Raw genomic sequence first — 12,948 nt, 5'->3', positions numbered from 1 at the left:
AATTTTATTTTTTCAGTCATTTTTTAGTCAGGATATCCCTACGATTCATGGCGCATGCTATTCTCGTCACACATTTTATATGTATGGAGGATGAGTTCATGCCAGGAACTAAGAAGATCATCAGCTTGACGATTTCTGCTGCTTTACTTGCCAGCATGGCTACTTTGACAGGGTGTGGGACTGCGAAAAACGTCCGTACGAACGCTACTCGCTATAACGTGCAAAGCACACGTCCATTGGATGGTGTGGATGGTGTGAACCGTATTGATGGTGTAAATCGTTATGGTATGGATGGTGTAAACCGTATTGATGGTGTGAACCGTTATGGGGTTAGGTCCAACGGTATGGATGGGGTGCCATTGAACCCGAACACCAATGTTCCCGGACATCCAGTTCGTAATTTGCAAGTCGATCGCAATTTGTCCAAACGTATAGCCGAGTTGCCGGATGTTAAATCTGCGACCGTACTGGTTGGTGATCGTAATGCTTATGTAGCGGTTTCCTTGAAGGACCATGCCAACGCAACTGGTGTGGGTACTCCTAGCGCCACCAGTACTCAGCATTACAGAAATGCACCGAGCGTGAGTGGCGTTAATGGTACGCGCGGGGGCTATACAACGGGTACCACTACGCCCGGAGTGACAGATGGGGTTACCGGATACGGAACACCTGCGCGTCGTGGTGACGGATTATACGGCACAATGGGTACAGGTTCTTATGGTATGATTCGTGGCTTGACGGATGGTACCCGCACGGATGGCACCACAGTTCAGGGTGCACGAACTGCGTATGAGCCTAGCACGCTGACCGAAGCGGTCAAAAGTAAAATTGCCCACAAGGTTAAGCAATTTGCGCCATCGATTCAACAGGTGTATGTATCAGCGAACCCTGATTTTATCAAGCATAGCACCGACTTTGCACGCAGTGTGCAAAGTGGTCATCCGATCAAAGGAATGAGTACCCAACTAGGTGATATCATTCAACGCGTTTTTCCAACACCTGCGGCTGGTACAAACCGTCCAATTACATCACCAACACGTCCACAAAATCATACACCTGCACCTATGAATTATCGCTAATTCACAACATATGTATAATGCCAAAAAAAGAGCTATCCATTTCGGCGAATGCGCCGACGGATAGCTTTTTGGTTTGGTGGAATGATATAAATTATTGGCGCATTCCTTTAATCCATACGCCCTGCAGATTTAGATCGGCATCCAGCAACAGGATGTCTGCTTGCTTGCCTGCTTCTAGCGATCCTGTCCGATCGTGAATGTTCAGGGATTGAGCCGGATTCAGGCTGGCCATTTGTGATGCTTCGGGGATACTCAGGCCCACTTGTTGAACCAGAAAACGAAAGCCTGCAATCATGGTCAGTGTGCTTCCCGCCAATGTGATTTCATCCTCCAATCGTGCCACACCATCCTGCACGATTACTGGCAGGTCACCGATCGTGTAGTGCCCGTCCTTCAGCCCGGTGGCAGACATGGCATCAGTAATTAAAATGAGATTATGATTCTGCTTTAGCTTAGCGAGCAGAGATATGGCAGCGGGATGCACATGGATGCCGTCCGCGATGACCTCCGCTTCAATGCGCGGATCAGCTAGTACCGCTCCAACCGCTCCTGGCTTGCGGTGATGCAGCGGAGTCATGGCATTGAACGTATGCACCGCATGATTAAGGCCCGCCGCCGCTGCCTGCTCTACCTCTTCATACGTGGCATCCGTATGACCCAGTGCTGCGGTAATACCATGACGGCGCAGCCATGCAATCAGTTCCAGCGCGCCTTCCTGTTCGGGCGCAAGTGTCACCTGGCGTACAAGGCCAGGGTAGCGCTGCTCCCATTCTATCATCCACGCGAGATTTGGAGGCACGATGTGTTCCGGGTTTTGTGCTCCGGGCCAGTTCGGGCTAATGAACGGACCCTCCAGATGCACGCCCTCCAGCTGTGCATGGGGCATGGGCTGTGCCATATAGGCGTGAACTTCGCTCAGCACCCGGTCAATTCGTTCCTTGGGTGCGGTCATCGTGGTAGCCAGCATGGCAGTCGTTCCTTGCGAGCCATGAAAGGAGGTGATCGCAGCCAGTACCCTTGGATCGGAGTCCATAAAATCCTCGCCATTACCACCGTGAACATGAATATCAATAAAGCCCGGCAGCAGATAGCCGCTTTCCAAACGAACTATATTCATTGCTTCAGTTGTACCATCTGCCTGACTTGTCTTGTCAACTGATGTCCAATCTGCAGGCAAGCTCTCCTCTGAACCAGCATATACAATGGATTGTCCCTTAATGATAACAACCCCTTTTTCAATAATGTCGTTCCCGATAACAACCTGTCCATACAGCAGCTGGGTTATGCTGCCACTCGATTCATCTGAGTTCAATTGAACCATCCTCCTGCTTCCTGATCCAGTAATATAAGCACGTTGGGGTGGCATTGCAGCAGAGAAGCCGGACATTCTGTAGTGATGGGTCCGGTTAAGGCCTGCTTTATAATGTCAGCCTTATACGCGCCAAAAGCCACCAGTATAATTTGTTTTGCCTTTAAAATCGTGCCTACGCCCATCGTAATGGCTTGCTGGGGTACAGCATCTATATTGCCAAAAAATCGGGCATTTGCCGTCCGCGTTCTTTCTTCCAAATCGACAACATGTGTGGACCCAGTCAAGCTGTGACCAGGTTCGTTAAAGCCGATATGACCATTATGACCAATGCCCAGCAATTGAAGATCCACGGGTCCATGATCCAAAATGGCTTGCTCGTGTGCCGCACATTCTGCCGCCAAATCCATTGCATTCCCGTCAGGTACACGTGTATGGGCAATGGGAATGTCAATATGCTGGAACAGGTGTTCATTCATAAAGCTGCGGTAGCTCTGCGGGTGATCCGGGGAAAGGCCGACATATTCATCCAGATTGACAGCGTAGGCTCGTGCAAAGCTGACCTGTCCCTTGCGGTATATATCTGCAAGATGTCGGTAGATGCCAATAGGCGTACTACCGGTAGCCAGACCAAGCATGGCCTGAGGCTTGGTTAACAGCAAGCCGGATATCACAGCGGCGGCAGTAGCGTTCAGGTCTTCACGGCTGTTCAAAATGCGTATGTTCATCTTAGTGACCCCCTGGTTGTTTTTTGAGCTTGCTCACTTGTTGATATGAACCTTCCAATCTCGGAATATATTTGTCAAAATTCGCGCTCACCATACCTGTAAACAGGATATCTATGATATGAAGCTGGGCGATGCGGGACGCCATATCTCCCCGCCGCATTCCTTCCTCCAGCGAAGAGGAAAATAAAGCAATATCCGAAATACCCGCCAGCGTATTATTTCCGAAGGAGGTCAGGGATAGTGTTTTAGCTCCCTGCTCCTTCGCACAGCGCAGAGCTGCGATCGTCTCCTGGGTTTCCCCCGAGTAGGAGACTGCAAAGGCGACATCTCCCGGTCCAAGCGAGGAGGCAGAGGTGATCTGCATATGCGAATCAGCGAAGGCGGTACCGTTTTTGCCAATACGAATGAGCTTCTGGTAAAAGTCTTGCGCCACAATGGAGGAGGTCGCCATCCCGTACAAATCAATGCGGCTTGTAGCTGACAGCCACGTAATGGCCTGCTCCAGCTTGGCGAAATCCAGCAGCCGAGTCGTGTCCGCAATAGATGCAGTGTGGTTGGCCTGAATAGCCTGCACGATACGGGAAAGTGAATTTCCGGCAACAATGTCCTGATAGGATTCTTCACCATTACGGTTTGAATGGGACAACTCGGCGGCCAGCTTCATTTTGAAATCAGGATAGCCTTTAAAATGTAATGATTTGCAAAACCGTGTTACGGTCGCTGCACTCACACCACAACGCTCTGACAGTTCCCGAATACCCAGATGCAGCACGTCCTCCGGGGATTGCAGAATGGATTCTGCCAGCCTGCGCTCTTGTACGGGAAGCTGCTCCAGGCTACGGGCTAATGTATGAAGAATGGGTGACATGAGCGGTGCTCCTTTAGCTGTATAATGTTTTTATGAAAAAAAGTATCGTTATATAAAATGAAATAAAGAAAAATATTTTCGTGTATATTGTAAAATAATTATGTCGTTCCTGCAAGAGAAGTGAAGAGAATATTTGCTGTATTTCACATAAAAATAGGCTGCAAAATTTGTGGAAATGATCACACATTAATTTACATATTGCGAGTTTTATTTACAAAACAACCTATTGACTTGTCTCTTCATTGGAGGAGTATAATTGAATAAAGTTCCAGTGAAGGAATATTTCTAAGAGCTTGCAAAGGATATCGTTGGGCAGAACAAACAGAATCTCATCCACAAGGAGGAGTTGCTATGCAAAGCCGAGTGATTGAAATGATCAGCGCGGTCAAGGAAGATCCTGAACTGGTCGGTAAGCTGGATGGACATTCAGATATTATTCATGATGCAGGACTGGATTCGTTGCAGTTGGTTCATTTCATGCTGCAAGTAGAGGATGCGTTTGATGTGGAAATTGATTTTGATTCCTTTGAGCTGGAACATCTGTGCTCGGTAGATGCCTTTTGCAGCTATATACAGGGGATCAGCGAAGCGGAACAAGTACCGCACCCGGAGGGAATAAAGACGGTCTGAGAGGCGGCTTTGGCTTAGGTACACTCTGCCTGAAAATCCATTACACGAGGTGTTAGCATGCAGCCCAAAAGCAATGTGCTGATTGATGAGAAGGCGTTCAAGCTCATCAAGCGTAACCTGAAAAACGCTTCCGTGTCTTATCGTAACGCAACCCAGAACCCTGCCTTCAAAACGGACATGCCCCAGACGATCGGCATTAAGCTGACCAACCGCTGCAACCTGAGATGTACTCACTGCTTTGAATGGAACGAGGAAGGCTATCATCATCAAATGGATAAAGAAGAGCAAAACATGGATCTTGCCCCGGACATGCTTCGGCAAATTTTGAGCGAGACCAAGGAAGCCAAGTCCCGTTTATACATGTGGGGCGGTGAACCGATGTTTCACCGGCGCTTTGATGAAATTTTGGACGTGCTGGCGGAAGACCGGCGCGAAATGACGTTTTGTACGAACGGACTACTCATTGACAAATATTTGGACCGGATTTTGGATTTATCTGAAAATCTGGAACTATTAATAGCGATTGAAGGTTTTGAAAGAGAACACGATCTGATTCGCGGTAAAGGCACCTTTCAAAAAACGATGCGGCAGATGGATAAGCTGATTGAACTGCGTGACCAGGGATTGTACAAAGGGCGGGTAACCGTCCATGCGGTCATTAACGATAACATGATCGGACGGATGTACGAATTTCTGCAAATGCTGGAGGACAAACGGCTGGATCTGGTGCTGCTGACGTTCCCCTGGTACATTTCCAAAGAAACCTCCCTCAAAATGGTTGAATATTTTACACGCAATTTCTCCTGGCTCCGACAGCTTGAGGAAAATAATATTAGCAGCTGGCATGCTTTCAAATATAAAATCAACCCGGATAACATCGACCCTCTGATGCAGGAGCTGCAGCGGATCAATGAACGGGTATGGAACATTCGTGTGCGCTATCAGCCCGGTTTGGACTATGAGGAGATTGATAAATTTATACATGGCGAGGAAATGGTCAGCCGTTGTTCCAATCAATGCCTGGCACTCACCTCCAGAACGGATATTTTGCCGGATGGAAAGGTTATGCCTTGCAAATTTTTCAGTGAGTTCACGATTGGAAGCTTGCGTGAGCACAGTCTGGAGGAGATATGGAAATCGGATGCGTATGAGAAAACCCGTCAAAAGATTAATCACGAGGGCTTAACGCCTGTATGCTCCAAATGCAGCGTTTTATACCTGCACGGAGCCGGCTCTTTGAAATATATCTAGTGTCCTATGAATGTTGTTTGTTACGGAATGGAAGAGAGGGATGACAGGACGTGACGACTAAAACGATAAATCTCGTGGAAGCGCTTGCTCATGAACGAGATCATGGTGTACTGATTTGGCTGTTCAATATTGGCGCAGAGCAGGTATGGCATCCGTCTCTCCGCAAGGGGGGGATGGTGGACAAGGATGAACAGCAGGTCGTAAACCGGATGGAGGAAATGAATCTCCTGCTGTGCCGAAGTCAGGATATCATTGTACTTCGCGAAAAGCCGGATGAGGCTTTTCTGGACATGCTTCAGCGATTGGGCTTTAGCCTGCCGCGTATTGAGGTGCCGGAGCCTTCTGACCCACTAACGCCGATTTCGGAGCTGGTGCTGGCGGACAAGGCGCTTTTGGCACGACTGCGCGCGGTTGCGGAAGCAGGCCACAGCGGCGGTGGAGCCAAAGCGTGGCTCGTTCCGTATGCGGTCACACCGCAGGAGGAAGCGATTGCGGAGTGCTGCGGGCTGAAGCTGATCGGCGCTCCGTCCTCGGTCAGCGCTCGGGTGAATGATAAAATATTCAGTCGCCTGACCGCGCAAAAGCTTGGTTTTGCTGTCAGTGAAGGGGCTGTATGTGAAGACGAAGCGGCGATCCGCAGGGAGTGTGTCAGACTGGCTGAATTGGCGGACGGACCTGTGAAGCTGATTATCAAGCAGCCGCACGGCGCTTCGGGACAAGGCATGTATATGCTGGACGAGCTGTCCAAGCTGGACACGCTGCTGAGTGTGATGAGGCGCTTCGGCGGCTCGTCGCCATCCTCCGGCGGTTGGCTGGTGGAGCGCTGGCACAACAAGCAGATGGATCTCAACTATCAGCTCTGTATCGACGAGAGCGGCGGTGTGACGATGTTTTCGCTAAAAAAGCAAAACGTGGACGGGACTGTATATATCGGGTCTCAAGTTCCGGCTGAAATTGGCGTTGCACTGGAGGAAGAAGTGAGACGCTGCGCCTGTCAGCTGGGAACCTATCTGTATTCCATCGGATATACAGGTATGGCCTCCATTGACGGTTTTGTGGATGAAGGCGGACTGCTGGTTCCGGTGATCGAGATTAACGGCAGGTTTACCCTGTCTACGTATATCTCGTTCCTGTCCTCTGTCTTGGGAGAGCAGCATAAAACATTGTCCCGTTACTATCGCAACGTTACCGCCGCACCCCTTACCTACAGCCGCTTGTGCGACTTACTCGCGGAGGAAGGATTGCTTTATACACCGGAACGTCCTCAAGGAGTGTTCGTTTATACGGCGGGTACGCTATCCGGTATTCCTGTAAAACGGGGATATGTGAACCGAATATTCACACTTATTTTGGCAGACAGCTGGCAGGAAGCAGAAGCATATGCGCACAAGTTGGAAGGGATTATCGCTGGATTGGGATGCTCATAATTCGGGAGGAATTCAAGATGAAAACAGATGTATACCATGTAGTACCCTTGCTGGAAAAAGTATTAAAGCTGGCTCCGGGCGAGCTTGAACAGTTGGCTCCTGATCAGGACCTGCGAGCTTTGGGGCTGAATTCTCTGTCCGCTGTTGAATTGATTGTAGAGTTGGAAAATGAGCTTGACATTACGATGGAGGACGACGATCTCGTGCTGGAGCACCTATCTACACTGCAAGGCATTGAACGTTTGCTGGGCAAATATGCATAAGGGCGCTGAGAAGACCAGACCTGTGCAGGAATCTGGCTTAGATAGTCGTCCTGATTCCATTGTTGACCACGCTGTTGCAGAAGAAGCCAACGCTCTTCCGGGGAAACATTGTGTATATTCTTCTCTGCGCACTTCATTGCGGCGCTATGGGGTGAACATGGCGGAGTCCGAGCTGTTCATGCTGTGTGGGAGTATGTGCGCGGAGTATAGCGGAGATTTGAAGCGCTTCGGACCTGAGAAATACCCGGAACAGCTGCAAGAAATGGCGGCTAGTGGCGGACCTGTGATTCGGGTGGAGCCGTGGATTGCTGGCGTAAGTGATGAAACCGATCTGCTGCGGGTGCTCACCTCAGGTTATGGTACGATGCTGCATACGTCGAGCACCGCCTTAACCTATCACGATGTATATGTGAAAAATTACCCAAGGGGTCATGTGATTGAGCTGTGCGGCTTGGACCTGGGGGAGCGAACGGCACAGGTCAATGACAGCTTCCTGCTGGATTCCTCGGGACAGGCTATGACTTACGTGGGACCGGCCCGTCTCGATGATTTGATGCAAGGGATTATTGAGTATGCATGGCTGGTAGAGGAGCCTGCCCGGCTTTCGCCAGGCGAGCTGCATGCTGCGTGTGCATACCATATTCGTCAGTATGTGACCGGGCACGAAGCTGTCTGGAGAGGTGTGCCTTCGCCTGATGAGTCGGGAAATCAGGCCGGAAAGGCCCTGACAGGTAAGCAGGTCAAGCGGGGGGATGCGGGTTACCGGACATTTGTTGACGACTTCCGCCTGCTGGCCGACATGGAGGACCAGGATTTTCGGACGTACTGCCATGAAATCTATTACAATCTGCGATTGGGCAGTGCCCTTCATTTGACGGATTACACGGCTGATTATTGCCTGCTGCATCAAGACACGCTGGGACCTCAAGTACAGCATGTGATTGAATTGGCGCAGTCGTTGTATGCGGATTGGCACAAGCTCAATCTGCATATTTACAAAACAGGTCTCCAACTGTGCAAGCAGCGGATGCCTGAGATTACGGAACGCGCGCTGAGTCTGATTGAAAGACAGCGGCATATGCTGGAGGAATTGATGGTTCTGGCGGAGCAAGCAGCCGATTAGCTCAGGTCGATCGTTCGGTTAAATCGTTTGGGCCAGTCGGAAGAGGAGGGGAATTCATTGCCGTCCATTACATTGCATCAATTGTCGAAAACGTTTACGTACTACAAAAAGGAGCCGGGCGTGCGCAAATCGTTACAAAACCTGTTCAGGCGGGAAAAGCTGACCAAGAAGGCTGTGCAAGATACCAGCTTCAGCATTGAGGAAGGTGAAATTGTCGGGTTTCTCGGTCCGAACGGGGCGGGCAAAACAACGACGCTCAAAATGCTGTCCGGCATTCTCCACCCCAGCGACGGGAAGCATCGGTACTCGGTTTTACTCCGTGGAAGCGCCAAAAAGAGTTTAGACGTCAGTTTTCCATCGTGATGGGACAGAAAAACCAACTCTGGTGGGATCTGCCTGCCAGTGAGTCATTCGAGCTGAACAAGCTTATTTACGAAATAGATGAAAGGCGTTATAAGGAGGCGTTGGACGAGCTGGTCACCCTGCTTGGTGTAGAGGAGCAGCTTCATGTACAGGTGCGGCGGCTATCTCTCGGTGAACGTATGAAAATGGAGCTGATCGCCGCTCTGCTGCACCGTCCACGGGTTATTTTACTGGACGAGCCGACGATCGGACTGGATCTTGTTTCTCAGCGGCGGATTCGTGAGTTTTTTAAAGCCTATAACCGCGCGCACCGGACGACCATCCTGCTGACAAGCCATTACATGAAGGATATTGAGGATTTATGCAGGAGATCCATCATCATTAGCGGTGGCCAGTTGGTTTATGACGGAGATTTGCACAAGGTGAATGAGGTCATCGGTGCTCGTAAATTGCTCAAAGTTCGACTGGAGACCCCCGTACCTAATCTGACGTTGACGGGACTCGGCAAGCTGCGCTCTAATTCGGAGCTGGAGGCGATATTTGAGCTGGATGCAGAAGATACTTTGACCTGGTCCAAAAAGATTTTGGATGCACTGCCTGTCGTTGATTTTACGATTGAGGATGTCCCGCTGGAAGAGGGGATAGCCAATTTGTATGATGGGGGCAGGCTGGCTGATGCGAAATAACAAATATGTAAAGGTACTCCAGCTTGGCATGCAAAACGAAATGGAATACCGGGCCAATTATTGGCTCCAGATGGCGGGGTTTATGCTGCCGATCATGACGCAAATTTTTCTCTGGCTTGCGGTATTCGGCTCTTCGGGACAGGCAAGAGTGCTGGGCTATTCGCTGCCGGAAATGCTGGTCTATGTAGTCATGGCGGGCGTGACTGGAAAACTGATCGCCACAGGCTTTGAATATGAAATTGCTACAGATATCAAGGAAGGCGGATTGGCCAAGTTCATGGTGCAGCCTGTGCATTATTTTGCTTACCGTTTTTCCCGATTTATCGGTGGCAAAGCGGTACAATCCGCAGTCGTGCTGCTGGCGGCGGCTATTTTGCTGTTATGTCTCAGTCTGGACGGACATATCAGCTTCAGGCTGTCGTATATTCTGCTTTACATATTGGCGTTGCCGGGAGCGCTTGTGCTCAATTTTGTGGTCTATTACGCGCTGAGCGGCATAGCCTTTTGGGTGACGGAATCGGCAGGATTATTTTACACGCTGTCGCTTGTCATTTATGTAGCTAGCGGTACCGTATTCCCGCTGACGATTTTTGGAGATGCTTTGGCCCGTCTGTTCAGCTTGCTACCGTTTAGCTACACCGTATTTTTTCCCGTGAACGCGCTAACAGGTAAGCTGACTGTGCTGGAAGCTGCTAAAGGCATTGGTGTGCAATGGCTCTGGATTGCAGTGCTGGCGGCGGTATCGCGCTGGGTGTGGCAGGCTGGGCTCAAACGCTTTGTCTCGGTGGGAGGCTAACATGAAAAATGTTTTCCGAAACGTTGGACGTTACCTCAGGCTGTACTGGAAATTCATCCAGTTTTCCGTCATGTCACAGATGGAATACCGCATAAATTTTATTACTGCGTTTCTGGTTGAAACGGCTTATTTGCTCATCAAGCTGCTGTACGCTTCGGTTCCATACCGGGCCGGGACGGATATTAACGGCTGGACTCCCGATGCGGTGCTGCTATATATCGGCGTATTTACGATGATGAGCGGGTTTTACAGTGGCTTGTTCTACAGTAATTTTACAAGTCTGCCTGACAAAATCCGTACCGGCTCACTGGACGTGCTTATCACCAAGCCGGTGTCGCTGCAATTTATGGTGACGCTGCGTCAATTTGAGCTGGGCTACACTGTGTCGAATGTAGTGGGTGGTGGAATTATGACGGGCATCGGCTGGTATCGGCTTGGTTTGCCATTTGATTTGGAAACCGTGGGAGGCTTCGCTGTGCTGCTCGGATGCGGGGTGCTTACGGCCTATTCCGTGTTTTTGCTGCCACAATTGCTGGCCTTTTGGATTATCCGTACGAACGGCGTAACGGAGCTGTCCAACAGCATTTTCGAGACCAACTATGTGCCGATGGCCGTGTATAGCAATCTGATTCAGCGTATCGGTTTGTTTGTGCTTCCGGTGTTTGTCATTTGTAACTTTCCGCCCATGTTTATTCTCGGCAAAATGGATACCGGTTTGATTGTATGGGCATTTCTCGCACCTCTCTGGCTGCTGGCGATCATTCGTTTGATATGGCAGTTTGCGCTGCGTGATTATACGAGTGCAAGTCAGTAGCGCTACCGTCTCAGTAGGCTAGTCATAGTAGGCTAATAACGAAGCAAGAAAGGAAGCGAATGACATGAATGCGATACCGAGCCAGCGTCATTTGTATATGGGAACGTTCGAAGCGGAGGCATACTGGCGGGATACCCGGTTGGCTTCCCTGCCTGCCCTGCCTGACCGGGCTTCTTCAGCGATTGTAGCGGCGATGGATGAACTGCTGTTCAGCTTTTGCCAGCCAGGGGACGCGTTATTGACCCGTTATGCGATGTCACCCGTGCATCGTCAATATATCGCCGAGTTGGGCTTTCATCCGGCTGTCAACGAACGGGATTTGACGGACGGAATGGAGCAAGCCGGTGGCAACGTGTCGGCGGCTTCCGTTTTTGAGCTGCTGGGCAGCCGCAAGGCCGATAGCGGCGAGGATTTCCCTCAGCTGGAGGGCTGTGTGCTGAGTCCGTTTGCGGGTTTGCCGTATGTGGAGGAGGCTGCCCGTGCCTGGGGAATCACATTGCATCAGCCACCGCTGGAGACGATTCGCAAGGTAAATGCCAAAACCTATTCCTCTGATCTAAAACGCAGTCTCGGTCTGCGTAACCCGGGCCATATCGTGACTTCGTTTGCGGATGTAGCTGAGGCGGGGCGTAAGCTGCTGCGGGATGGAAGCTTTTTAATCAAGGATGATTTTGGCGTATCGGGCAAAGGAAATCTGCACATTACTTCGACGCAAATGCTGGACCGGATTGTATCGTATTTACGTGGACAGGAGCGTAAAGGCAAACAGGTGCTATTCCTTCTGGAGCCTTTTTTGGAAAAAGAGCGGGATTTTTCATGCCAATTTTCGATTGGTGATGATGGAAGAGTCGATATCTTATCTGTGCAATGGCTGGCTAACACTCAATTCGCCTATCGGGAATCTTTGTCGCCGGACGGGGCTTTTATGGAACGGCTGGAGCGTGAGGGCTATTTTAGCTTAATGCAGGACGTGGGACGGCAGCTGTATCAGGATGGATATTACGGTGATGTTTGCATTGACTCCATGACACTTCGTGGCGGGAAGCTGGAGCCCATTATCGAAATTAACGCCCGCAAGTCGATGAGTTTGATCAAGCATCAGCTCGATAATTTTCTCGCCGCGAAAAACATGCGTGGCACGCTGACGAATTATTCGTTGTCCCATGACGGCAGTCTGTCTTATGAGGCGTTGCTGGAAGGATTGAAATGCGAAGGACTGCTGTTCACAGGTGAACGTGAGGAAGGCATAATGCCGCTGGGCGCCAATACGTTATATGTGAACACAGGTGGACGAGATGGGAAACACAGGATTGAAGGCCATACAAGCACACCGAGCAGCAATGCAACCGTGCGCGGGGGCAGATCATCTGCCAAGCAGGTTCGCGTGAGTGGGATGAGTGCCGACTATGGCGGATCGGAAGAGAATGGCATGGCTAAGCCGGACTTAAGTGGTAAAAAAGAAGCTGCCGGAAGCGAACGGGCACGAGGAAAAGGTCGTCTTTATTTGGAGCTGGTTGCTACGGGAGATGAAGAAAAAATGCGTTTGACTACAAAGCTGGAGCGTTTTTTGGCGGAGCATCATTTTACAGTGCTGAATTAAACGGGAGGCGT

The 12,948-nt window shown here is 50.3% G+C and carries 12 protein-coding genes and 1 pseudogene; 10 read left to right on the top strand and 3 right to left on the bottom strand.

What is annotated here, in order from left to right; all coding sequences use genetic code 11:
• The first annotated feature begins 98 nt into the window (after positions 1 to 98).
• The gene (locus tag GCU48_RS05030; protein WP_152379276.1) at positions 99 to 1,079 is read left to right on the top strand and encodes a YhcN/YlaJ family sporulation lipoprotein; all 981 of its coding nucleotides are present in this window, start codon (positions 99 to 101) and stop codon (positions 1,077 to 1,079) included.
• A gap of 91 nt (positions 1,080 to 1,170) precedes the next feature.
• Here GCU48_RS05030 and nagA read toward each other — a convergent pair whose 3' ends face one another.
• Genes nagA through GCU48_RS05015 form a run of 3 tightly spaced genes read right to left on the bottom strand, consistent with a single transcriptional unit; the run spans position 1,171 to position 3,984 of the window.
• Positions 1,171 to 2,391 (bottom strand): N-acetylglucosamine-6-phosphate deacetylase, encoded by a 1,221-nt coding sequence (gene nagA, locus GCU48_RS05025; protein WP_152379275.1) that lies wholly within the window; start codon positions 2,389 to 2,391, stop codon positions 1,171 to 1,173.
• Positions 2,388 to 3,116 (bottom strand): glucosamine-6-phosphate deaminase, encoded by a 729-nt coding sequence (gene nagB / locus GCU48_RS05020; protein WP_152379274.1) that lies wholly within the window; start codon positions 3,114 to 3,116, stop codon positions 2,388 to 2,390. The genes nagA and nagB overlap by 4 nt, the downstream gene beginning before the upstream one ends.
• A gap of 1 nt (position 3,117) precedes the next feature.
• A complete protein-coding gene (locus tag GCU48_RS05015; RefSeq protein WP_152379273.1) occupies positions 3,118 to 3,984 on the bottom strand; it encodes a MurR/RpiR family transcriptional regulator in 867 nt (288 codons plus the stop codon).
• A 351-nt stretch (positions 3,985 to 4,335) separates the two neighbouring features.
• Here GCU48_RS05015 and GCU48_RS05010 point away from each other — a divergent pair, with 351 nt between their 5' ends.
• From GCU48_RS05010 to GCU48_RS04970, 9 genes and pseudogenes are all read left to right on the top strand, one after another.
• Positions 4,336 to 4,614, top strand: coding sequence for an acyl carrier protein (locus GCU48_RS05010; RefSeq protein ID WP_152379272.1), 279 nt, complete (start codon positions 4,336 to 4,338; stop codon positions 4,612 to 4,614).
• Between the two features lie 57 nt (positions 4,615 to 4,671).
• The gene (locus GCU48_RS05005; protein ID WP_152379271.1) at positions 4,672 to 5,865 is read left to right on the top strand and encodes a radical SAM/SPASM domain-containing protein; all 1,194 of its coding nucleotides are present in this window, start codon (positions 4,672 to 4,674) and stop codon (positions 5,863 to 5,865) included.
• Between the two features lie 50 nt (positions 5,866 to 5,915).
• Complete coding sequence (locus GCU48_RS05000; RefSeq protein ID WP_152379270.1) at positions 5,916 to 7,292, top strand: preATP grasp domain-containing protein; 1,377 nt, start codon at positions 5,916 to 5,918, stop codon at positions 7,290 to 7,292.
• A 17-nt stretch (positions 7,293 to 7,309) separates the two neighbouring features.
• Entirely contained in the window at positions 7,310 to 7,555 is a 246-nt protein-coding gene (locus GCU48_RS04995) for an acyl carrier protein (RefSeq protein ID WP_152379269.1), read from the top strand.
• Positions 7,548 to 8,678: a hypothetical protein gene (locus tag GCU48_RS04990; protein ID WP_152379268.1), complete on the top strand. Its 1,131-nt coding sequence runs from the start codon at positions 7,548 to 7,550 to the stop codon at positions 8,676 to 8,678. The genes GCU48_RS04995 and GCU48_RS04990 overlap by 8 nt, the downstream gene beginning before the upstream one ends.
• A 57-nt stretch (positions 8,679 to 8,735) precedes the next feature.
• Positions 8,736 to 9,727: pseudogene (locus GCU48_RS04985) on the top strand (ABC transporter ATP-binding protein).
• The gene (locus GCU48_RS04980; protein ID WP_152379267.1) at positions 9,717 to 10,523 is read left to right on the top strand and encodes an ABC transporter permease; all 807 of its coding nucleotides are present in this window, start codon (positions 9,717 to 9,719) and stop codon (positions 10,521 to 10,523) included. The pseudogene GCU48_RS04985 and the gene GCU48_RS04980 overlap by 11 nt, the downstream one beginning before the upstream one ends.
• Before the next feature lies 1 nt (position 10,524).
• Positions 10,525 to 11,337 (top strand): ABC transporter permease, encoded by an 813-nt coding sequence (locus tag GCU48_RS04975; RefSeq protein WP_152379266.1) that lies wholly within the window; start codon positions 10,525 to 10,527, stop codon positions 11,335 to 11,337.
• A 64-nt stretch (positions 11,338 to 11,401) separates the two neighbouring features.
• A complete protein-coding gene (locus tag GCU48_RS04970; protein WP_152379265.1) occupies positions 11,402 to 12,937 on the top strand; it encodes a hypothetical protein in 1,536 nt (511 codons plus the stop codon).
• The last annotated feature ends 11 nt before the right edge of the window (positions 12,938 to 12,948 follow it).

The sequence above is a fragment of the Paenibacillus brasilensis genome (assembly GCF_009363115.1).
GTDB classification, from domain to species: Bacteria; Bacillota; Bacilli; order Paenibacillales; family Paenibacillaceae; genus Paenibacillus; species Paenibacillus brasilensis.
Note: the sequence above shows the minus strand (reverse complement) of the source record. Positions and strands in the feature narration are given on the sequence as shown.